At 29.8% G+C, this 24,061-nt stretch carries 17 protein-coding genes and 4 tRNA genes; 17 read left to right on the top strand and 4 right to left on the bottom strand.

Features of this window, described 5'->3' with window-relative positions:
• Positions 1–310 precede the first annotated feature (310 nt).
• The 4 genes from rpsD (at position 311) to iscX (ending at position 3,894) form a co-directional block, all read left to right on the top strand.
• Entirely contained in the window at positions 311–919 is a 609-nt protein-coding gene (gene rpsD, locus PVA18_RS03635) for a 30S ribosomal protein S4 (RefSeq protein ID WP_045805069.1), read from the top strand.
• A gap of 15 nt (positions 920–934) precedes the next feature.
• Positions 935–1,021 (top strand) — tRNA-Leu (locus PVA18_RS03630).
• Between the two features lie 981 nt (positions 1,022–2,002).
• Positions 2,003–3,046, top strand: coding sequence for an AI-2E family transporter (locus PVA18_RS03625; RefSeq protein ID WP_231568519.1), 1,044 nt, complete (start codon positions 2,003–2,005; stop codon positions 3,044–3,046).
• A 647-nt stretch (positions 3,047–3,693) separates the two neighbouring features.
• On the top strand, positions 3,694–3,894 hold the full coding sequence (gene iscX / locus PVA18_RS03620) for a Fe-S cluster assembly protein IscX (protein WP_045805067.1): 201 nt from the start codon (positions 3,694–3,696) through the stop codon (positions 3,892–3,894).
• A gap of 37 nt (positions 3,895–3,931) precedes the next feature.
• On the opposite strand, the gene PVA18_RS03615 is transcribed toward iscX, so the two are convergent.
• From PVA18_RS03615 to PVA18_RS03605, 3 genes are read right to left on the bottom strand one after another with little or no spacing between them, the layout of a single operon-like run.
• Positions 3,932–5,077 (bottom strand): hypothetical protein, encoded by a 1,146-nt coding sequence (locus PVA18_RS03615; protein WP_045805066.1) that lies wholly within the window; start codon positions 5,075–5,077, stop codon positions 3,932–3,934.
• A 41-nt stretch (positions 5,078–5,118) separates the two neighbouring features.
• Complete coding sequence (locus tag PVA18_RS03610; RefSeq protein ID WP_045805065.1) at positions 5,119–5,907, bottom strand: GNAT family N-acetyltransferase; 789 nt, start codon at positions 5,905–5,907, stop codon at positions 5,119–5,121.
• A gap of 1 nt (position 5,908) precedes the next feature.
• A complete protein-coding gene (locus tag PVA18_RS03605) occupies positions 5,909–6,415 on the bottom strand; it encodes a phosphatidylglycerophosphatase A family protein (protein ID WP_045805064.1) in 507 nt (168 codons plus the stop codon).
• A 520-nt stretch (positions 6,416–6,935) separates the two neighbouring features.
• On the opposite strand from PVA18_RS03605, the gene PVA18_RS03600 reads away from it, so the two are divergent.
• The 11 genes from PVA18_RS03600 to thiE all read left to right on the top strand — a co-directional run bounded on the left by PVA18_RS03600 (position 6,936) and on the right by thiE (position 18,394).
• Positions 6,936–7,008: transfer RNA gene (locus PVA18_RS03600), tRNA-Lys, on the top strand.
• A gap of 189 nt (positions 7,009–7,197) precedes the next feature.
• Positions 7,198–7,279, top strand: a tRNA-Leu gene (locus PVA18_RS03595).
• Between the two features lie 28 nt (positions 7,280–7,307).
• The gene (gene tig / locus PVA18_RS03590) at positions 7,308–8,627 is read left to right on the top strand and encodes a trigger factor (RefSeq protein ID WP_045805063.1); all 1,320 of its coding nucleotides are present in this window, start codon (positions 7,308–7,310) and stop codon (positions 8,625–8,627) included.
• 70 nt (positions 8,628–8,697) lie between these two features.
• A complete protein-coding gene (clpP, locus tag PVA18_RS03585; RefSeq protein ID WP_045805062.1) occupies positions 8,698–9,297 on the top strand; it encodes an ATP-dependent Clp endopeptidase proteolytic subunit ClpP in 600 nt (199 codons plus the stop codon).
• Positions 9,298–9,313: 16 nt separating this feature from the next.
• Entirely contained in the window at positions 9,314–10,534 is a 1,221-nt protein-coding gene (gene clpX / locus PVA18_RS03580) for an ATP-dependent Clp protease ATP-binding subunit ClpX (protein ID WP_045805061.1), read from the top strand.
• A 9-nt stretch (positions 10,535–10,543) separates the two neighbouring features.
• On the top strand, positions 10,544–12,952 hold the full coding sequence (lon, locus tag PVA18_RS03575) for an endopeptidase La (RefSeq protein WP_045805060.1): 2,409 nt from the start codon (positions 10,544–10,546) through the stop codon (positions 12,950–12,952).
• Between the two features lie 411 nt (positions 12,953–13,363).
• Positions 13,364–13,437, top strand: a tRNA-Ile gene (locus PVA18_RS03570).
• A 249-nt stretch (positions 13,438–13,686) separates the two neighbouring features.
• The gene (gene fmt / locus PVA18_RS03565; RefSeq protein ID WP_045805059.1) at positions 13,687–14,598 is read left to right on the top strand and encodes a methionyl-tRNA formyltransferase; all 912 of its coding nucleotides are present in this window, start codon (positions 13,687–13,689) and stop codon (positions 14,596–14,598) included.
• A 243-nt stretch (positions 14,599–14,841) separates the two neighbouring features.
• Positions 14,842–15,660, top strand: a complete 819-nt coding sequence (locus PVA18_RS03560) for a rhodanese-related sulfurtransferase (RefSeq protein ID WP_045805259.1) — start codon at positions 14,842–14,844, stop codon at positions 15,658–15,660.
• Between the two features lie 475 nt (positions 15,661–16,135).
• Positions 16,136–16,957, top strand: a complete 822-nt coding sequence (locus tag PVA18_RS03555) for a pyruvate, water dikinase regulatory protein (RefSeq protein ID WP_045805058.1) — start codon at positions 16,136–16,138, stop codon at positions 16,955–16,957.
• Between the two features lie 381 nt (positions 16,958–17,338).
• Positions 17,339–18,394: a thiamine phosphate synthase gene (gene thiE, locus PVA18_RS03550; RefSeq protein WP_045805057.1), complete on the top strand. Its 1,056-nt coding sequence runs from the start codon at positions 17,339–17,341 to the stop codon at positions 18,392–18,394.
• A 796-nt stretch (positions 18,395–19,190) separates the two neighbouring features.
• Here thiE and PVA18_RS03545 read toward each other — a convergent pair.
• On the bottom strand, positions 19,191–20,483 hold the full coding sequence (locus PVA18_RS03545) for an HlyC/CorC family transporter (protein ID WP_045805056.1): 1,293 nt from the start codon (positions 20,481–20,483) through the stop codon (positions 19,191–19,193).
• 151 nt (positions 20,484–20,634) lie between these two features.
• Between PVA18_RS03545 and PVA18_RS03540 the strand changes: the two genes are divergently transcribed.
• Positions 20,635–20,919, top strand: a complete 285-nt coding sequence (locus PVA18_RS03540; RefSeq protein WP_045805055.1) for a YggT family protein — start codon at positions 20,635–20,637, stop codon at positions 20,917–20,919.
• A 13-nt stretch (positions 20,920–20,932) separates the two neighbouring features.
• The gene (locus tag PVA18_RS03535) at positions 20,933–23,350 is read left to right on the top strand and encodes an FtsK/SpoIIIE family DNA translocase (RefSeq protein WP_257639927.1); all 2,418 of its coding nucleotides are present in this window, start codon (positions 20,933–20,935) and stop codon (positions 23,348–23,350) included.
• Positions 23,351–24,061: the final 711 nt, after the last annotated feature.

Here is a 24,061-nt window from a genome sequence, read left to right as displayed (position 1 = left end):
TATTATATAAAGGAATTTGTAAAGGTAATCTAATAATCTGGATTGGTAATCTAGACTATAAAGGATTTCTTAGTATGTTATTGTATAAATATGTAGGTAATACAGTCTACTAAACTCATATGATTTGCAATACTCTGTATAAATGTATAATCATAAATTCGTAAAAATACGTTGACATATATTGATAAAATTATGATACTAAAACCTATGCGGTTTTGTATTTGCAAAGCTGGGATATTTGTATCATGTTATATTAAAGAGTGTTTTTAGTACTCGTGTGTTGTTTTAAGTTGTTTATAAATAAGGATATATGGTAATACAGAGAAAATATAGAGCAAGTCGTAGATTAGGTGTAAGTCTTTGGGGTAGGTCTAAAGATCCATTTAATACAAGAAATTATCCACCTGGTCAGCATGGTAATATGGGCTATAAGAAGCCATCTGATTTTGGTAAGCAGTTTGCAGCGCATAAGAAATTTAAGTTTTATTATGCTATAAGTAGTAAACAGATGCGTAATATTTTCTTAAAAGCTTATAAGAGGAGGGGTGATACTGGAGACAATTTTGTTGGATTGTTGGAATCTAGGTTATCGACTGTTTTATATAATTCTGGACTTGTTCCAACTGTTTTTTCTGCAAGGCAACTAATATCTCATAAGCATGTTTTAGTTAATGGTAAGGCAGTTAATATATCAAGCTATATTGTAAAAGTAGGTGATGTGGTTACATTGAAAGAAAAAGCAAAAAGTTTACCTGCAGTTATTTTTGCATTACAGGCTCAAGAGCAGAAGGTACCCGACTACTTAGAAGTTGATACTCAAGAAAAATCTATAAGATATTTAAGAGTTCCTAAGTATTGTGAGGTACCATACCCAGCAACTATGGAAGTTAATTTGGTTATAGAGTTCTATTCTAGGTAATATATAATGCAATGCGCCCACGTGGCGGAATCGGTAGACGCTGCGGACTTAAAATCCGTTGATCGTAAGATCGTGGGAGTTCAAGTCTCCCCATGGGCACCAAGGATTATGATTTTGTAATATTCTTTTGTATTTTAGGTTGGGGGTTGATTTATAATTACACGTTCTACCTGCTACTAGGTTTTGTTTTTTATAAGCCAAACAAAATTAAATTAGGTGTATTTATAGCGGTTTGTGCTGGTTTATTTGTGGGTATTCAGTATTCTGGTCAGATTAACATTGATAGAAAGATTTTTCTTGTAAGTCTTGCTAAGTTATATTTTGCTTTTTTTATAATTCAGGGAAGTTGTAAAAGAAAAATAGAACATAGGTATTTTTTGTGTGCATGATTACTATGTTAATATTGGTAATCGTATAAGTAGATTGTATTTATGTAATCTTGGGAGCACATATACACATAAGTCTATTCTTAATTCCAAGTAAGTACTTAATATCTTGTCAATTCAGTGGTTTTTGTAACAACTCTTTTAATTCTATGCTTATTACAGGAATATCCTTTTTATCCTGCTTTGTATAGCTTATTAATGTGGGAAGAGTATAATGTTTTATTAAATCTTTTGTTTTTTATAATAAACTTGGGGTTGTTGAGTTAAAATCTGTGGATTATAGGTATAGGTGAATTGACCTAAGAAATATTAGAAGAATTTATTTTTCTAAACATATATAACAAAGACTAAACTCTTATTTCTGTAATTTTTGAGATATGATATAGTTAGTAAGCTAATGCTAAGGTATACAAAAACATTTATTTTTCATGTAAATGTGTTACAAAAACGAGAATCTTTTATTTCTATAAACTTATTATTGATAAGTATGAGGTGTGGTTTATACAAATATGATAGAGTTTTCCATGAGAATCAAGGCAATGAATAAAAAAATCTTTATATAATAGTCTATGCAAAAAATGCTGAGATAGTATAATGTCTAAAAATGCATATGCATGAACTAATGAACTGTCAATTTTCTAAGTTAGTTAATAAATATATAACACATGGTATTATTATACTGGTGTGTGTATTGATAGTGTTTATTATCAAGCCTGTACTTGCTCCATGTTGTACTGCTGCAGTAATGGCTTATCTACTTAACCCATTAGTAGATAAGTTACAAAGATGTAAATTATCAAGGCGACTTTCTGTAAGTATAATTTTACTATCTTCGTTATGTATAATTGTAGCATTTTTGGTGAGTTTTATCCCTATTGCTTATTCGCAGTTGTTGTCACTTGTAAAGTTTCTTATAGAACAAATACCGTTAATTCATAAAGATAGTATAATTTCTCTTCTTCAAAAATATAATATAGTTGACTATGAAGAAATATCAAATGCAATAAAGTTGCCACGATCATCTTTTGAAAATTTATTGCATTACGAAAATATAAAACCTCTTATGGGTATTCTTGAAAGTTTGTTAAAAAACTTAGATGATATATTCTTCGGTGCGATAAATTCTAGTATAAGCATTAGTTATACAGTTTCTATAATATTAGTTACTCCTCTGTTGCTATTCTATATATTGTGTAATTGGCCATCAATTATTGAACATACAAATGCATTGGTTCCTATCAAATATCAAAGTGCTGCTAAGCTATATGCAGAAAAGATAGATCATGTGATTTCAGCTTATATTAGGGGTCAATTGAGTGTATGTTTTATTATGGCTGTGTACTATATTATGTGTTTCAGTTTGATAAAATTAAAGTATTTTTTAATCATAGGATTTATATCAGGCATCATGACTTTTATTCCATATGTAGGACCTATTTTTTGTGCAATATTGGGTTTGATTACAACAATGCTACAGTTTAATAGTTGGACGGTATGTGGAATAGTATTAGCGATGTTTGTTATTGGACAGTTGGTTGAATCAAATATCATTACTCCGCTATTAATAGGAAAACGAGTAGATATACATCCTATATGGATAATCATAGGTATGATAACATGTGGATCGCAAATTGGATTTACAGGCATATTATTGTCAATTCCTATAACAGTGATAGTTGGCGTATTCGTCAAAGCATTTATAACTCATTACATGAGTAGTAAATTTTATAATGATACTTAACTGAAAAACTGTATGCAATAAATATAGAGAAGTTGAAATATTGTAAATACTTAAAGTACTATTATTTTATAAAGATATGTGATTGATTATATAATATTAGGATTATTGATAGTAAAGTATATGAAGAGAGAAAATTTGAAACTTTCAAAATGTTAGTAAGGTTAATTTCTTGCCTTTTTCAGTTTTGGGTTTTTATACAATGGTTATTCAGTTTCATTTTTGAGTTTTTGTTTCAGTAAATAAATTGCGTATTGATTATGGTTGAAATACAAGATTGTTATCTTTGGGATTTATGATATTGTTTTGTAGCGGAGAACACATAAAATATTGCTTTGTCTTGGATGGTATTCAATTGGTATATTGAGCTAAGTTGTTTATTTTAGTAAGTAAGTTGAGTATTGTATAGTTTAAAAATAGAAGCATTGCCTTTTTGTATTTGTATATTGTCTTGTAGTATTGGGAAAATGTAGGATGTTATCTCTTTATACTGACATTTTTATTACGTGGAACTTGTGTTATGAGTGATAAAACTGTGTAATTTGTCAGATGAAATATTTTTGTGATAAGATTTAGGTTTTTTCTATTGGTAAAAGTATTGTATATATAAGTGAAGTGATGATTATAGTTTCAAGTAAAAAGGTGTTTATATGAAGTGGAATGATATTGATAGTATTGCTGTTTCTTTGGAGAACCATTATCCAGAACATGATATATTTAATACTAGATTCGTGGATTTGCGTTTAATGGTATTAGGATTGCCGGGTTTTGATGATGATAATAATGGATGTAACGAAAAAATTCTTGAATCTATACAGTTGGCTTGGAATGAAGAACGTGAAAGTAAATAAAAGATTTTTTTCATTAGTGTGCAATAGGATGAGGTAGTTATTTATTGTATATAAAAGTTAATTCTTGTTTAAAATTTGGAATTACTGTAATTTTCAGAGTAGTGTTATCTTTTAAAACCATTGTCCCATGATATGGTTCAGTAATCTGCTTGAATATCTCGTATTGTTGTTGATTTATTAAATCAAATTTCTCTTTGTCTAAAAGGTTACTATCCTCATATATTTTTTGTAAGATACTTGAGTAATTTGGATGAGTATCTAACCATGAGGAGTTTAATTGCCAAAATTTTGTAAAGATTCTATTGTAAAATATAATTGATCCATCTCGGTTGTATATTGCAACAGCATTGGGAAGGTTATTTAGTAAATTTCTCTGTAAAGTAGTATAATTTTTTAACTCCTGAGCAAAATAATTAAGTCGTGTTATATCTTCTCCATATCCAATAAATTCAGTTGAGTTGTTAATTGGAATTTCTACCATATTGTATAACTTTCTTTCATTGTTAATTATAGCATATTGTATTTTTTGACTTGTTTTATTATTCTTTTGACTAGTAGGTTGTATGTTACGGTCTATATCTATGTTGAGATTATGTTGTATGAGTTCTGAGTAAAATAGGTTCTGAGTCTTAATTTTGGAGTCTTTCCCTCTTTTCCATAATGGATATGGTAAATTGTTTAGTATATCAGTGTAGTTTAATAAATTCTCTTTTAATTTTGTGTTTTCATATTGTAGACTTGTTATTGATAATTTGTAATTTGTTATATTTTGAACCCAGAGTAATACTCCTATTATTTGTCCGTTATTGTCAGTTATACTTTGTCCATAGCAAGAACAATAAATTTCTGTGTCTTGTCCTTTTAAATCTATAGTGAAGGATTTGTTAACTTTTTTGGTTTCGGTAAATTTTTTTTGTAATTCTTTTGATTCTTCAAAAAAGTCTGCGAACTCATCAAAAGAATAAAATACGGTGTTGAGTAAGATTTGTAAATTGGGAGAGAATTTTTCTATGCGTCGCTTTTCATCCCAAAGGTAGAATCCATCTCCTAAAGTCGATAGTAGACTGTTAATAAGGTTATTGTTGTGTTTTAAGGCACAAATATTAACGTTGGCACGATAATAAGCATTAATTAATAAACTTAAAACAAATATCAACAAAAAAATGGTAATATAAGTAAACATAATAATATATCTTCTTGACTTGTTATAATTCTAGTAAATTCCTACACAAAAGATGTGTATAAAGACAAATTACCAAGCATTTTGAACCCTAATCTTCTATATAGATTTACAGAAGGCTTCATGCATTGGGCTACGGCATAAGAACAATTGTATTGATTCTTTGCTATTTTTATTCTTTCTAGTACCATTTGACTTGCTATCCCTTTATTACGATATTCTGGGAGTACACCATCACTATAAAATCCAACTACTTTATCTTGTACATACATTCCACATATACCAACTTTAACGTTATCACACTTTGTTAAAAAAAATTTTAATCTTGAATTATTAATATCATGGTGATTAGCTAAACCTCTTAAGAAAGTTGCAACTTCATTTTTGTGGCTAAAAAATACCCTTAAAGCAATATTATCTAGTTCCAATAATTTTTCTTGACTATTTACAATATCTAACGTGATATCTGGTCCTTTTATAGATGGCATAATGTAATCTTTGATATTTGCAAGAGCTTTTTTAGGAAGACTTACACTTATTAACCCTAGTTTTTCAAGCGCTAGTTTTAATTTTTTCATATGTGAATCTACTGGCCATGTTGCATCGATGTTCCTTTTTTTTAAAAATTTTAAAACTTCTATTATGGCTTGTTCATTACATTCGTTTGTTGTACTATCGTGAAAAGCAAAATTCAGTAGAGAGCTGCGGCTATCGTTGATAGTAAGTGTGATATTCTGAAAATAGTAAATTTCTAAATTAGATGTTTGCATTGTATGTATCATGTAATTTTTTAAGTTACTTGTTACTAAGGAAGAAATGTGTTTATTTTCCACTCTAAGTACCCATTTTAGCAATAATAAATATAGTACATATAGAAGACATAATACCTGCAAGCACATCGTCTAGTATTATGCCGGAGGTACCAGGTATTTGTTCAATAATATTTATTGGCCATATTTTTGTTATGTCAAACATTCTAAAAAATATGAAACTTATAGTAAATATTTTAATGTAAAATAGTGTATATAAAACATTGAATGTTTGAGGTACATATTGATAATATCTGAAAAAAATTATAGGAATAGTAAATGCTATTAATTGTCCTATGACTTCATCTATTACAATCTCTTTGGGATCGACTACGTGAGGATGATCGAGTAAGTATTTTGGAATTGCAAGGGATCCTATAACAGTTATTAACATAGTAATCAGTATACCAAATAAACTACTGAATATAACGGCAGGTAAAAATAATACTGCAGCAAAGCTAGCAACAGTTCCTGGAGCTTTAGCTATATTCCCGCACCCAAACCATGTAGCCACCATTGTATATAATTGCATACTACCTCTACATGAAAAAAAGAATAAATTAACCCTACAATAAAATACTTAAAAGCTATACATGTTAAGCAATTACCCTAACTTCCTATACAAGAATATTGATATCTATATCTACTGGTGTCTTAACCAATGATCGTTGACATGATACTTGTGACAAGGAGAATTATTACCTACCGAATTAATACATGGACTCTTAATTCTACGTTCTCTTTTTGAAAAAGTACCACAGCTAGATATAGTACACATTAGTATAATAATAAGAAGAATTTTTAATAGTCTCATGTGATGTAACCTTGCAGCATGAAAAATCCATAACTATGCTAATCTAGCATTTACTTATTGTATAGTTGATAGTGTTAATAGTCAAGATTGCCGTATTGAAAAAATATTAAATTAATTGAATTAAAAATGGATATTTTGTGTTAATACATTATTAATAAATAAAAAGAGATTGAATATTTCAATTTGACAAAGGACTAATCAAAGTTTAGTCTAGTTATCTTTAAGGCAGTGATTATAAGGTCCCGTAGCTCAGTTGGTAGAGCAATTGACTCTTAATCAGTGGGTCGTGTGTTCGAGTCACACCGGGATCACTTCTTGAAGGTTGTTAATATTTATAATATATAGTTAAGTGATCGTTATAAATAGGGCTAGTATAATAAAAGTACTTATATATTATTAGGTCTACATTTTACTTGATTATAAAATCTTGAGAATTATCTTGTAAGTGTCTATAATCTGGTGCTTGATTATTTTTGATATTGTATAGACGGTTTATTTAGGCGGATATGGCGGAATTGGTAGACGTGCTAGGTTTAGGTCCTAGTAAGGAAACTTGTGGGGGTTCGAGTCCCTCTATCCGCACTTTAGGTATCAGTAAGGGTGTTGTGATATGCTGAATAATTATGTAGTTAGAGAAGTTTTAAATGATAAGTTGAAGTGGGAATATGAGTTTGTTGTTGATAAGAAGTATTTTTTAGATCAGGTAGAGTCTAGATTGTTAGAGATTGCTATGAATGTAAAGATGCCTGGATTTAGGGTAGGAAAGGCTTTGGTTGATTTAGTAAAGACAGAATATTTAAATGAAGCTGTAAGTGATGTAGTTCGGAAGACTATTGAAAGTACATCTTCTGATTTTGTAAAAAGTAATAAATTTGGGGAAATAATATCATCAAATATTGATGTTGTTTCTTATCCTAGCTATTACTCTGACAATGGAAAAGAAGAAGATTTAATCTATAAACTGAGTTTTGAAGTTATGCCTGAAGCTCCGTTAATGAATATAGATAATATAGTTTTAAGTGATATAGAAGTTGATATTCAAGAACATGATGTCAATGAATTCATAGAAAATTTAAAAAAGCAAAGACCTAATTTTGTTATAGCAAATGATCCAGAATATATGGTTCAAATAGGGGATAAATTAATTGTTGATTATCAAAATAAAGTTAAAGGTAAAATCCTGAGAGGTGGAACTGCTAAGGATTTTGTGTTAGTAACAGGTAAGGGTATAGCTTTAAAAGAGTTTGAAGATCAACTAGTAGGCATGAAGGTTGGAGAATCTAAAACCTTTGCTCTAACATTTCCTGATAATTATGGTGTAGTACATCTTGCTGGAAAAATTACAGATATGTCAGTTACTGTTAAAAGCATATATGTTGTAAAAGATATGCAAGACAATGAAACTGTAGCAAAAGACTATGGTTTTAAGGATGTAGGTGAAATGGAAGATTTTGCTAAGAAAAGAGTCAAGCAGCAATTTGATCAAATGATTCTTACTATAGTGAAAAAAGAGTTATTTGATTATATGGATAACACCTATACCATGGATGTACCAGAATGTGTTGTCACTCAAGAAATTGCAAAAATAAAAAAGGAAATACATGATTCTGGGGAAGATATACAAATTGATGTGGAAAAAGAGGCAATTAAGCGAGTGAAGCTTGGTATGTTGCTTATAAAGATGTCTCGTCATAATAATATTACTATTAAAAATGAAGATATTTTCAACTTTATACAGACCAATTATGCTGATTATGGAGTAGATATTAATAGTGTATTAAAAATCCTTCAGTCTAATAAAAATTTTGCTAATTATATTAGTGGGAAAGTACTTGAAGATAAGGTTATTGACTATATAATAAGGCTGGTTAAAAAGGACAAGAAGGTTATGACAACTAAAGACATAAGCCTTATGTTTGAGAATATATAGTTGTAAAATTATATTAAATATATTAATTTAGACAGCGTTTATTAATGGTTATAAAGAAGAGGAGATGGCTATGACTTTAGTACCCATGGTGGTTGAACAAACTAGTCGAGGTGAGCGTGCATATGATATATATTCACGGTTATTAAAAGAAAGGATAATCTTTATAACTGGGCCGATAGAAGACCAGATGGCAAGTTTAATAGTTGCGCAACTTATATTTTTAGAATCTGAAAACCCAGAAAAGGAGATATGTATGTATATTAATTCTCCAGGTGGTGTTGTTACAGCTGGATTGTCAATATATGATACTATGCAGTATATAAAACCCAAGGTTTCTACATTATGCTTAGGGCAAGCTGCTTCTATGGGGTCTTTATTGCTAGCTGCTGGAGAACCAGGTATGCGTTATGCACTTCCTAATTCAAGAATTATGATACATCAGCCTTCAGGTGGTTTTCAAGGGCAGGCAACTGATATAGAAATACATGCTAAGGAGATCTTGGATATTAAAGGTAGGCTTAATGATATTTATGTAAAGCATACAGGAAGAGATTTGTCAGAAGTTGTTGCGAATATGGAACGTGATAATTTTATGCGAGCTGAAAAAGCTAAAGATTTTGGTATTGTTGATAAAGTTATTGAAAAACGTCTTGATATTGAAGTGGAATAATTAGGATTGGGGAGATATGGCAGATAATGAAAAAAATTCTTGTAGCTGTTCTTTCTGTGGAAAGATTCATAGTGAGGTACGCAAGTTAATTGCTGGGCCATCAGTTTTTATTTGTAATGAGTGTATTGATTTATGTAGTGGTATACTACAGGAAGAGAGTAGATCTTATAAAAAAATGGATACTCTTGATTTAAGACCGAAAGAAATAAAGAAGGTTCTCGATGAATATGTTATAGGGCAAGAGCACTCAAAAAAAGTTTTATCAGTTGCTGTATATAATCACTATAAACGTTTGTCAAATTCAAGTGTTATTAGCGAAGTTGAGATTTCTAAGTCAAATGTTTTGTTAATTGGTCCTACTGGATCTGGAAAAACATTATTAGCTCGTACTTTAGCTAGGGTTTTACAGGTTCCTTTTGCAATGGCTGATGCTACTACTTTAACAGAAGCAGGGTATGTTGGGGAAGATGTAGAAAATATATTATTAAAGTTGTTGCAAGCAGCTAATTTTAACGTTGATGCAGCACAACGTGGTATAATTTATATTGATGAAGTAGATAAAATATCTAGGAAATCTGAAAATACTTCTATTACTCGTGATGTATCTGGTGAAGGTGTACAGCAAGCTTTATTAAAGGTCATTGAAGGTACAGTTTCCTCTGTACCACCTCAAGGTGGTAGGAAGCATCCGCATCAAGAATTTATACAAATAAATACTGATAATATTTTATTTATATTTGGTGGTGCGTTTGATGGTTTAGATAAAATTATAGAATCCCGTCATAGGGGTAGTAGTATGGGATTTGAAGCAAATGTACAAAAAGTGTCAAAGAATAAAGATATTTTTTGTTATACTGAGCCAGAGGATTTAGTGAGATTTGGGTTAATTCCGGAGTTTGTTGGTAGGATCCCTGTTATTACATCTTTAGGTGAGCTGGATGAGGCAACTTTATGCCGTATTTTAGTTGAGCCAAAGAATTCCCTGGTAAAACAATATAAAAAACTTTTTGAAATGGATAATATTAACCTTCAGTTTGATGATAGTGCGTTGTCAGTAATTGCAAAAAAGGCTGCTATAAGAAAAACTGGAGCTAGAGGATTAAGAGCTATTTTAGAAGCATTGTTACTTGATTTAATGTTTGAAAGTCCTGGAAATTCTAATGTTAATCAAGTAGTAATTAGTAAGGAGATGGTTGAAGAGTTAATGGTAAGCTCGCACTTGTTTTTAAAACATTAAAGGTATTATATGAAAAATAAAACTTTACTACCAGTACTCACATTACGTGATACTATAGTATTTCCTCAATTAGTAATACCGTTATTTGTTGGAAGGGAAAGGTCTGTTAATGCTTTAGAATATGCTGCTCAACACAATGATTGCAAGATTTTATTATTGACCCAAATTGATGGTTCTGTCGATAATCCCACTGCCGATGATCTATATAAAGTAGGGACAATAGCAGAAGTTGTACAGTTGTTACGACTTCCTGATGGTGCTGTTAAAATTCTAATTAAAGGAGAAAGTAGAGCGAAGGTACTGGAGATTGTTGAAGATAATATGTTTTTTAAAGCACAGGTATCTGTTGTATGTGAGGATGTAGGCTCAGTAATTGACGATAAGCTTGAGGCATTAAAAAGATCAGTATTAAGTGAGTTTGATAGTTGGAATAAATTGAGCAAAAAAATACAAACAGAAGCTGCAGCATCAATTTATGATATGAAAGAGTTAAGTCATTTAGCTGATATTATAGCATCACATCTGAGTATAAAGATTTCAGATAAGCAGATAGTTCTTGAAACGTTCAACGTTACTAAAAGATTAGAGAAGATATATGATTTCTTGAAATTAGAAATTAGTGTGTTAAATGTTCAGAAAAAAATTCGCAATCGTGTTAAGTCACAATTTGAGACAACTCAGAGAGTTTATTATTTAAATGAGCAACTAAAGGCTATACAGAAGGAACTAGAAGAAAGTGATAGTTCTAGTGTTGATGTAGATTCTGCTAGTGAATTTGAAAAAAAAATAAGCTCTACACCACTTTCTAGTGAAGCTAAAGAACGTCTTATGGCTGATTTAAAGAGATATAAAAAGATGAATTTTATGTCTCCAGAGGCTAATATAATATCTAGCTATCTTCATTGGGTTCTTGATTTACCATGGGGTAAATATTCGAATTCAAAAATTAATATGAGTAATTCTATAAAAATATTAGATAATAATCATTATGGAATGGATAAAATAAAAGAAAGAATATTAGAATTTTTAGCTGTTTTAAAACGTCTTAAAAAACCTAAAGGTCCTATATTATGTTTAGTTGGACCTCCTGGTGTAGGTAAGACTTCGCTTGCTAGGTCAATTGCTGAGGCAACAGGTAGGAGTTTTATACATATGTCTTTAGGTGGAATACATGATGAATCAGAAATAAGAGGGCATCGTAGAACTTATGTAGGGGCTATGCCAGGTAAAATTATTAAAGAAATAAAGAAATCAAAAACATGTAATCCTTTGTTTCTTCTGGATGAAATAGATAAAATAGGTTCTGATTTTCGAGGAGATCCTACTGCTGCATTACTTGAGGTATTAGATCCTGAGCATAATAAACATTTTGTTGATCACTATATAGAGGTAGAATTTGACCTTTCAAATGTTATGTTTATTGCGACAGCAAATACTTTGAATTTAAGTAAGCCATTAATTGATCGTATGGAGATAATCAATATATCTGGATATACAGAAAATGAAAAATTAGAAATCGCTAAAGCGCATTTGATACCGAAGTTGTATAAGGATCATGGATTACAAGAGAAAGAATGGAACATTTCTGATGATGCAATATATCATCTTATAAGACTATATACTAGGGAAAGTGGAGTACGAAGCCTTAAGAGAGAGATTGCTAATCTTATGAGGAAGGCAGTAAAAGAAATATTAATTAACAAGGAAGTAAGAAGTATCTCTGTAGATATGGATAATATTGAAAAATATGCAGGTGTACGGAAATTTACTTTTGGTATGATAGAAAAAGAAAATCTGGTAGGTATGGTGACAGGATTAGCTTATACTGATTCAGGCGGGGATATACTGACAATAGAGTCGGTGTTAATGTCTGGTAAAGGTGAAGTTAAGTATACTGGTAAGCTGGGTGAAATAATGCAAGAGTCTGTCAAAGCTGCATATAGCTATGTGCGTTCTAGATGCTTAAGTTTCGGTATAAATCCTAAGAAATTTTTAGAAAATGATATACATGTTCATGTTCCTGAAGGTGCAGTACCTAAAGATGGGCCATCAGCAGGTATAGCTATGTGTACTTCAATTGTATCATTAATGACTAATATTTCAGTGAAGAATACTGTTGCTATGACTGGTGAGGTAACTTTGCGAGGAAGAGTGCTTCCTATTGGTGGTTTGCGTGAAAAACTATTAGCTGCGTTGAGAAGTGGGATAAAAACAGTTATATTACCGTCTAGAAATGAAAAGGATATTGTAGAAATTCCAGATAATATTAAGGAAGGGTTAGAATTAATTTTTGTTTCCAATGTTGATGAAGTAATTAGTGCAGCATTGACTTGCCAGATTGTTGATATTATAAAGCAAGATCATATTGTAACACAAGATATGGTGGAGATTGATGATGTAGATGCAGTACAGCATTAGCATGTATATAATGCTATAAAAGCTTTTAAAAGTTAGTTAGTTTGGTTATTATTTATAGTGTAGTAACACATAGTTTTTTATGATTTAGGCTATATTTTGAATCTGTTGGTTGGTTTAGTGGGTGGTTTCTTTGGTACATTAGTGGTTTTTTTATAAGTTAATATTAGCAATATAGAGTGGTTTTTAATAAAATAAGTTATGTCTTTGGATTACTTGTACAGGTATAAGGGCTATGGTAAAAGTTGAGTTTATGATAGAAAATATAGATGTTGATTAAGCATGATGTGATATATGTTAAGATTATTTAATAGTATTTCAATAATGTTTTAAGTATTATAGCATTAATTTTTTGTTGTAAATTGCTGTTGTATATGATACATAAAAACATCATTTATGTTTCTTAGTAACTATGGGGCTGTAGCTCAGTTGGTTGGAGCGGATCGCTCATAACGATATGGCCGTAGGTTCAAGTCCTACCAGCCCTACTTTGGTAAGTTATTTTGTTCGATTGTTTTGTACTGTTATGTTTAGAACTAAAGTTTAGTGCAATTTAGTCTGTTTTTTTGTAAGTTGTATCCTTGGTTTTATCTTGAACAAATATGATCTAAATTTTGTATCTATATTGTATTGTGGCATAGTGTTTCTTGTAAATAATTAAAGAGCTCACTGGTTAGTATTGCCTTATTTATATATTTGATATAAATAATGCTGTATATAATTGAATAGATTTTGCTATGAAAATAATATTTATGGGTTCTCCTGAGTTTTCTATATCAGCATTATCGTGTCTTATTGAAGAGAAAAATCACGAGATTATTGCTGTATATACGAGAGTTCCTAAACTTGCTGGAAGAAGAGGTAAAATACTGACTAAAACACCTATTCATGTTATTGCTGAGCAAAATAATATAGAGGTTAATACTCCAAAATCTTTAAAGCATGATTATGAGCAGGAAAAAATTTTAGCGTTAAATCCAGATGTTATTGTAGTAGTTGCATATGGGTTAATTATTCCACAGGGTGTATTATCAATACCTAAATACGGATGTATAAATATACATCCGTCATTATTGCCAAGGTGGCGTGGTGCAGCACCTATACATTATGCAATTCTATCAGGTGATGAAAAAACTGGAGTTACCATTATGCAAATGAATGAGCTATTCGATGAAGGAGATATTTTATTACAAAGAGATATTCCTATAGATGAACAAGATAATATTGAAACTTTAAGCAAAAAACTATCTAACCTAGGGAGTTCAATGTTAGTTGAAGTACTAGACAATATTGATAATTTAGTTCCTATTAAGCAGAATGACAATGATGCGACGTATACTAATAAGATAACAGATTTCCATATAGATTGTAATGAAACAGCCCAGGTTATATGTAGGCAAATTAGAGCTTTGTACCCTAAAGCATTTTTGTTTTTTAATGGCAAAAGACTCAGAATATTGAAGGCTAATTATTATTCTGGTGACGATGTTCAGGATTTGAAACCTGGAACAGTTATTGATTCTTATATGAATATTAAATGTAAAAACAGTGTTTTGGTTCCACTTGTAGTACAACTTGAAGGAAGGAATCCGTGTAATATTAATGATTTTATACACGGTCATAGTGTTTTAAATAGTTCTATTACTTAATCTATATAAATTTAATTTAAGCACATGTATTAATAGAATGTTACATATTCATACGATGTATTAGTCGTAATTTCTATATGTATTTATTCTTCCAAAGAATTTTACCTATTGATAATTTCTGTTGCTAAGATATGAGAGTACTATGTAGTGTTATAGTAATGTGTATGCCAGTTAAGCTTAATTGACAGTGCTGCCTTTATGAAATATATTAGAGATATTGAGGGGGTTCAAGAGAAGCATAATATGGGGTACGTAGTTTCAACTTTTTATCGTTTTGTACATTTATCTAATTATTATGATATTCAACCTGTATTAAGGGAGTTTTGTATACAACATGGTATAAAAGGTACTATAATTTTAGCTGAACAGGGAATTAATGCTACAATAGCAGCAGATGAGCAAAGTTCTTTAGATCAGTTCTTCTCTTTTCTGAATCTGGATGATAGATTAAAAAATATACAATATCATAAAAGTTTTGCTATACATAATCCTTTTTCTAAAATGAAAGTTAAATTAAGAAAGGAATTGGTATGTTTTGGTATTGAAGATCTTGGTAATTCTGTATGTGGGGAGTATGTGGTTTCACAAGATTGGGATGATTTAATTTCTAGACCTAATGTTTATACTATAGACACTAGAAATACCTATGAAATCAATTTTGGAAAGTTTAAGAATGCAATAAATCCTCAAACTAAATGTTTCCGTGATTTTCCGGAATGGGCTGTTTCTTGGGCATCTGATAAGGTAGAGCAAGATCCTGTTATAGCAATGTATTGTACAGGTGGTATTAGATGTGAGAAATCTACAGCTTTTATGAAAGATTTAGGTTTTAGTAGAGTGTATCATTTAAAGGGAGGAATATTGGAATATTTTAAAAATACTCAAAATAAGAATAATCTTTGGGAAGGTGATTGTTTTACTTTTGATGATAGAATTGTAGTTGATGATAAATTAATTCCTGCCAGTGTAAAATGTGTATCATGTAATGTTTATGTTGCTCCAGAAGAGATGAAGTCGGTAACTCGAGGGCATGTATTGTGTTTTAATTGTAAGGGAGTGTAAAAATATAAGGTTGCTACCTGGTATGTATTGCTATAGTTATAATGTTACTTTTAATACTGTATTCTGAATTTTGTTATTCATAAAAGGTAGTGATTAGTATATATCTATACGGTAGAATAATAAAAAATATAGAGTAATAAAGTCATAGGTTTTTAGGTAAAGAATAATAGATTGATATTTATTCTACTTAGGTACCCACTAAAATTTATTTATAATTTTCTTATAAATTAATAATAACTTATATAGTTATTGTTAATATCAATATTGGTGTTAAGTTTATGTTTTGTAATCACTGCATGTGACTTCTTCAATAGTGAGGTAATATCGATTGTTAAAATATGTGATAAAAAATATGACTCGGAGCTTTAATAAAAAAATTGCTTGTCTTATTCTTGTTGTATACGTGCACTTAAATGAAACAGATTTTTTTGGAAACTATTATTAGCATTTATATTATATCAGTAATCTATTTTATATGAGTACTCCTATTATTTTAAATCTGCATTTAATTTCTGATTCTACATGTGAAACTGTTGCTTTAGTGGCTAGGTCTGCATTAGAACATTTTAAATCTATAGAAGTTAGTGAATTTGTTTGGTCATTTATTAATGATTATGAGCAGATAGATAAAATAATGTCGTTGATTGAAAAGGATAAATATAATTTTATCATGTATACAATGTTTGATGATGAATTAAGAAAATATTTGAAGCAAAAAGCTGGTGTACATGAGATACCATGTATTCCTGTATTATCACATGTTATTAGAGAAATTTCTTGTTATTTACATGTTAAGAAAGATCCATATGTTAATACTAATATTGGATTAGATGATGAATATTTTACGCGTATAGATGCAATTAATTATACTATTGCACATGATGATGGACAGAATCTTTGGGATATAGATCAAGCTGATATAATTATTTTAGGTGTTTCTAGAACTTCAAAATCTCCAACCAGTATATACTTGGCTTATCGTGGATATAGGGTAGTGAATATACCTTTAGTGCATTCTATTGACTTATCTGTAGACCTGTCGAACATGAAGAATAAACTTATTGTAGGATTAACTATTGATATTAATAGATTAATAGAAATAAGAAGGGCCAGATTAGTTTCTATGAAGAATCAAAATAATTATCAGTATGTTGATTATGAGCATGTACTGATGGAAGTTCAAGAAACAAAAAGGATATGTGTTCAAAATGGTTGGCCTATTATAGATGTTACGCAAAAATCTGTTGAGGAAATAGCAGCAACGATTATTCAGTATTTTAATAAAATGCAGCATTAATAGTACTAGGTGTGCTGTGCATGTGAAGTGTATGTATTAAATAAAATGCTTAACTACTTTTTCTAATTTGTGAAATGTAGATTTTCTTTTTTGATAAGAACAGATTGTATGTTAGGTAATTTTATTGATGAAATTGTGATGTGAAATACATATCAATTTTAGTAAATCAATCAAGAGATAGCAAATCTTGTTATCGATGTATCTGTAGAATATAGGTGTCTTGTACATAATTTATCTCAATAAGGTTTGTCTGTCTTGTATAATAAGTGTATTTTTAATTTCGTATGTTATGTGACTGTATGTTGTGTATTTTTAAGGTTTTGGGATTTCTATGTGATTTATCATTGTATACCTGTATAGATTTGATGTTATAGCTTTTTTATGTTTGAAAATGATTTGAATGAAGTATGTATTGTAGATAAAAGGGATTTAGTACAATATTGTTGTACTACTCGGTTAGAAGATCCTGAAGATATTGTTCGAAGTGTAGATTTCTTATACTCTATAAAAAAGAAGAGCATATATGTTATTGATGTTATAGATCAAAAATACGATAAGTGCTGGGACTATTATTTTAATGGAGTAGAGGGCTTATGGTTCTTATATAACAGAATATCATCTAATACCAAAGAAGATTTCTTGTCTGGATACAAAGCATCTACATTAGTAAGCAAGTGTTTAAATCCTTATGATTTTCAAAAAGATGCTTTAGTCATAGCTAGAGCTTTTGCTAATAGATCTGTTAAGAACGTTAGTTTTTTAGATGAAGAATGTTTTCCCACTATTATGCTCAATAAAGATGATTACTTTGATAAAAATTTTCATCCTATACTTGATCCTATAGGTTTTTATCAAATAGTACCAGATTTATTTTGGTTAAAATATGTAATTGATTTAGGAGTTAAAGTGGTACAATTAAGAATTAAGGATGAGCTAATAGAAAAAGTAGAAGAAAAAATAAAAGAAGGTATTCATATTGCGAATCAAAATGATGTTAAACTATTTATAAATGATTATTGGCAGTTTGCAATAAAGTATAAGGCTTATGGAGTACATTTAGGGCAGGATGATTTAAAAGGTGCAAATTTTAATGAAATATTTAATGCAGGTTTGAGATTAGGTGTTAGTACTCATTGTTATCATGAATTAGCAATAGCTAAATGTTTTCGTCCTTCATATATTGCTTTTGGTCCTATTTTCCCAACTACATTAAAAAATATGGATTTTATGCCACAGGGCGTGAATTTGCTTAACTATTGGGTTAGAAATTTACGATCTAAAATTGTGGCTATTGGTGGAATTAATTTGCTAAATGTGGATTCAGTAATTAGAACTGGTGTTAATGGAATAGCTGTTATATCGGCAGTTTTAAATAGTAAACATCCTGATAATGTTACATATGAATTTATAGAAAAATGTAAGTCTATATGTTATTGAATATTCACATATATTTGTTATGTGTAAAATTGTGATATAGATTGTGTATTCTATAGATCTATAGAATTTTAAAGCTGTAAAGCAATATTAGGATCTTAATGTTATTAAGTAATAAAAAATTTATTGGTGAAATAAATATCTTATTGTAGTGATTCAAAAATTCTTACCTAATAATTATACGCTTGAAAATAGTGTAAACTTATTATGAAGTATATGCATAATGAATAACGTGTTTATCTTCACATGTTTTAGAAACGATGACATTATATATATTACATAGTTTAGGTATCTTTTAAGGTGTTTTGATATTTAAATTGCAGGTGACACTTAAATTTACCTTTTACTATATGAGATCAATAGATTTATTATTTAATAATAATTTGTGCTTATATGAAATCTGCTTGAGAATACTATATTTACTATAATATATGTGTTTTTTATTGTTTTTCTATCTTGTATTGTTAGTATTTTTTTAATTTTGGACGGTATATTTTTCATTATTATATTGGATAAAACAGTTGTAAATGTTAAATCTGTACTTAATAAAACTTTTTTTAGGTATTTTTACTACTTTTTATTATAACATTTGTTCTTTTATCAATTCTTGTTTATTATGATGATGGACTATCTTTTATCAGCATCATGTAAAAAATTTTTGGATGAAATTGCTGAATTTCATGCGTCTTTAATAACAGATATTCCTGTTCTAGCTGGATAGATGTTAGATCATTTATTTAGATCTTAAAAAGATGTTTTATACCTCATTTTATAGTGGAAGCATAAACGGTTGCATTTATTATTCTACCTTATGTTTTATAATGGATATATCTTGTGGAGATGTGTCAACTTGAATGCTAGAAATAGTATGACCACTTTTCTTTAGTATTTTGAATGATAATCCGTATAGTAAAAATTCCTCTCCTTCCTCAGGTATACGTTCGACCTCATATACAATTGCTCCTGCTAACGTTGATGCTTCTTCATCAGGTAGATTCCAACGTAATTGTCTATTGATGTCTCTAATGGAAGTAAATCCGTTAATATGATATATATTTTCAGAAATTTGTTTTATAGGAGCTTCTGTAGTAATATCATGTTCATCTGTTATGTCTCCAACTATTTCTTCAATAACGTCTTCTAATGTTACTATTCCTTGTAATGCCCCATACTCATCTATAACTAAGGCAAGATGTTTTCTATTTTTTAAGAAGTTATGAAGCTGCACACTCAATAAAGTTGTGTCTGGAACAAACCATGGTTTTGTCATTACTCTATAAAGGTCTTCTTGAGTAATGTTTTTACCTTTTTCTCGTATTAGTGTTATTACATCTTTGACATGTACTACTCCTATAATTTGATCTTCTTGGTTTTTCCATAATGGTATTCTACTGTGAGAACTTGCTAGTATCTTTTTTATTAGATCATTTATATTTATATCTATGTTAAAAGCTAGTAAATTTTTCCTGTGAGTCATTACTTGTGAAATTTCTGTTTCTGCCAAGTCTAATATGCTACTTAACATGTCTAAGTCTTGTTTAAGCATAGTTCCTTTACTGTCATGTAATGATATTAAGTTTCTCATAGCTTCTGCTGCTGAAATAATTTCTTTATCTTTATGCATATCTAGAATTTTTAAGATAAAGTCTATCATGTATTGTATCGATAATGTTATTGGAGATAAAATTAACACACAAAATGATAATGGACACGATATGAGTAAAGCAGTCTTTTCTGGATTGAGTATAGCATAGCTTTTTGGTAATGCTTCAGAAAATATTAATATAAAAAATGTCATAATAACAGTTGAAAGCAATATTCCTTGCGCTCCTAAAATTTCAATAAAAATTGCTGTTGCAATAGAGGAAGCTGTTATGTTTATGATAGTGTTACCTATTAACACAGTATTAATCACAAGCTTTTTCTTTTGACTTAATGTGTTAATGATTTGAGCTCTCTTATTACCTTGTAACATTAATTTGTGGATAAGCGAGCTACTAATTGAAGTTATGCTTGTTTCTGCAGCAGAAAAAAATGCAGATAAAATTAGTAGTATAAGTATACTAAGTACTGAAGTTACTAATAAACCCATTGAGGATCAAAAATTAAAGTAAACTTTACATGATAAATAATACTCTTGAGTTTTTCAAGTTGAATTTTTCTCTTTTGATTGACTATAATTTTAGTGTATTGTAAACTCAATGTTTAATATATAATTATTAATTTTAGAGAACTATTACTTTATGCATCCTTTAGTATATTTACTTGATACATTGTTGAGTATTTATAATTTCTCTTTAATACTCTGGATAATATTAAGCTGGTTGATAGTGTTCAATATTGTAAATAGGTATAATGAGATTGTTAATAGTGTCTTTTTGTTATTATCTAAGTTAATATCTCCTGCTTTGGGTTTTGTTAGAAGGATTTTTCCTTTTACTATTTCCTATAATTTTGATCTTTCACCTCTTATGTTATTAGTATTTATTAATTTTGTAAGGTATGCTTTGCGTTACTATTTTGGGTAAGATAGTTGAGGGTATGAAATCTGTACTTAATAGAGCTTTTTTATTTATTAGAATATTGTCACTATCCTTTATTGTAGCATTTGTATCTTTATCAATCCTTACTTATCATGCTGATGATTTATCTTTCAATGTGGCAACTGACTCTCCTGTAAAAAATTTGTGTGGGATTATTGGATCTCATGTGGCTGATATTTTAGTACAGATATTTGGCATATCTAGTCTTGTGATAATTCCTTTAATGATCTTTTGTATTGTTAATATGTTGTATGGTATTAATAGGAACATTTATTTGTACCTTATTAGTAGCCTTGTTATTGTGTCTGGGATAAGTGGACTGATATCTAATGTTTCTCTGAAGATCATTCATAAATGTGATTATTGTGGTGTTTTAGGTACTTATTTTCATGATTTTCCAATTATTGTGCTACTTGCTATAATACTAGTAGGTATTGTTGGGATTATTAGTTGGAAAAAAGTTGTATATCTTTATGGTATCTTTTTAAGAATGTTTAGTAAGTTGACTCATAAGCATAGCAATACTAGTGATATTACTGAAAGAGAAGAAGTTCATCAAGATGTAGCGCAAGCTCAAGAGTTTTACAATGTTAAAAATTTACTAGATGAGGAAGGGTTAACAAAAGAGTTGGTAGAAGAAGTAGTAGAAGACGGATTAGCAGACGAGTTGGATTTTTTAGATAGAGAAGGATTAGAGTATCAAATTGAAGAAAATAATGATGATAGATACGATGATAATGATAATGAATATGATGATGAAGAAGATAATGAATATGATGAAGAAGATGATGAATATGATGAAGAAGATGATGAATATGATGATGATGAGTATGGTGATAATGAAAAAGATGATGATGAATGCAGTAGTGAAAGAGAAGAAGTGGTTTATAATAAACCTCAGATAAATCTTCAAGTAATTCAAGAAAAAAAAAAGAATAAGGAGTTTATATTACCTAGTGTTAATTATTTATCTAAATCTAATCCAACAGATGGAAGAGAATTTCGTCCAGATAATAATGTTGTTAGTCTACTTGACAAGGTGTTGAAGGATTTTTCTATATATGGGAAGATAGTTAATATTAGATATGGTCCGGTAGTAACGTTGTATGAATTTGAGCCATCTGCTGGGACTAAGTCATCGAGAGTTATAGGGTTATCTGATGATATTGCCCGTTCTATGAGTGCTTTGTCTACACGTATATCAGTTATTCCTGGAAGGAATGTTATGGGTATAGAATTACCTAATCACTATAGGGAAATAGTGATGTTACGTGATTTGTTAGAAAGTCAACAATATAAGGATTCTAAACTTAAGTTACCTATAGCTTTAGGAAAAGGAATAGATGGGGAAGTAGTCATAGCTGATTTAGTGAAAATGCCGCATATTCTTATTGCTGGTACTACAGGTTCTGGAAAATCTGTGGCAATTAATACTATGATTTTATCTCTGGTTTATAGCTTAACTCCGGATCAATGCAAAATGATTATGATTGATCCTAAAGTATTAGAGTTATCAGTATATAATTCTATACCACACTTATTAACTCCAGTCGTGACTGAATCTAAAAAAGCTATTGCTGCTTTAAAGTGGGTAGTAAGTGAAATGGAGAATCGCTATCGGTTAATGTCTGATATTGGAGTGCGTAACATTGTTGGTTATAATGATAAAATTAAGGAAGCAATTAGTGAAAATAGAGTTCTTGAAAAAGTATTGCAGACAGGATTTGATAAAGAAACAGGGGAAGCAATTTTTGAGAAGATTGTAATAGAACCTCGTGTTTTTCCCTATATTGTAGTAATAGTAGATGAAATGGCAGATCTAATGCTTGTGGCTGGAAAAGAAATTGAGTCTTCGATACAAAGATTATCTCAAATGGCGAGAGCTGCTGGAATTCATATAATTATGGCAACTCAGCGTCCTTCTGTTGATGTAATAACAGGGGTAATAAAGGCAAATTTTCCAACACGGATTAGCTTTGCTGTAACATCAAAAATAGATAGTAGGACTATTCTTGGTGAACAGGGGGCAGAGCAGTTACTTGGTATGGGTGATATGCTGTATATGGTATCTGGTGGTAGGATAATACGTGTTCATGGAGCTTTTGTTAGTGATGATGAAGTACAGAGTATAGTTGAATATTTAAAATCTCAAGGTATTCCGGAGTATATAGAAGGGATTACACAGGTCCAACAAGATTATGATTACTGTATAGATGATAATATTTCTGAGCGGGATGATGAATTATATCAACAAGCAGTTTCGATAGTGATGAGAGATAGAAGAACTTCTATTAGTTATATACAAAGACAGTTGAGAATAGGATATAATAGAGCTGCAAATTTAGTAGAACGCATGGAAAGAGATGGTGTTATTGGAATTGCAAATACTGGAAAACGTGAAATATTACTTGAGTAATATAGGGAATGCTATTATCAATATTTTTTAATATGTTTGTCGAAATTGTATTCTAGTATATTTTATAGTATATCTAACTTTTAATACTGCTATTCTGTTTCTAGATTAAAATATGGTACTAGAATTGTGAGTAGTAGGATACTAAGATTCTCTTTCTGATTTTTTTTGGATTTATTAATATTGCTGTAAAACGTTAAGCTTAGTACTGTTTCTGCAGTATAGCAGCTTTTGATATAATTCTTTCTCCAGAAAACTTACTAATATACAACCGATAATATGGTACTAGAGTTTTTTCTAGTATGAATCCATTAAATTGATTCTGTTCTTTCTATAGATTCAAAGATTATCTAATTGGTTACTAAGATGGGAAGAGTCAAGTAAAAAAACTGGAATTCTTCTTCTGTATTAGTACTTTTTAGCTCGTTATGACTGTATAATTGCTACTATATAGTTTTCCGGTGCTGCTTTTGTTTTTCAAAGTTTTCAAAATAGCACAGCACCGTTTGTTATGGATTCCCAGGATGATAAGCTAATAATAGTGTATAGCCTGGTTTAGTTGCTATAATATTAGATGGCTTCTAAGTTTATAGTAGTTATTGTCCCGACGAAGAATCGTGCTGCGAACACCTTATGCTGTTGGAAAAGCAAAGATATTATATAAATTTTGGATCTTCAAATCTTTTATTAAAACAGCTTAGTTATAACTACAAT

The sequence above is a fragment of the Ehrlichia muris subsp. eauclairensis genome, from assembly GCF_051097115.1.
GTDB lineage: Bacteria > Pseudomonadota > Alphaproteobacteria > Rickettsiales > Anaplasmataceae > Ehrlichia > Ehrlichia muris.
Note: the sequence above shows the minus strand (reverse complement) of the source record. Positions and strands in the feature narration are given on the sequence as shown.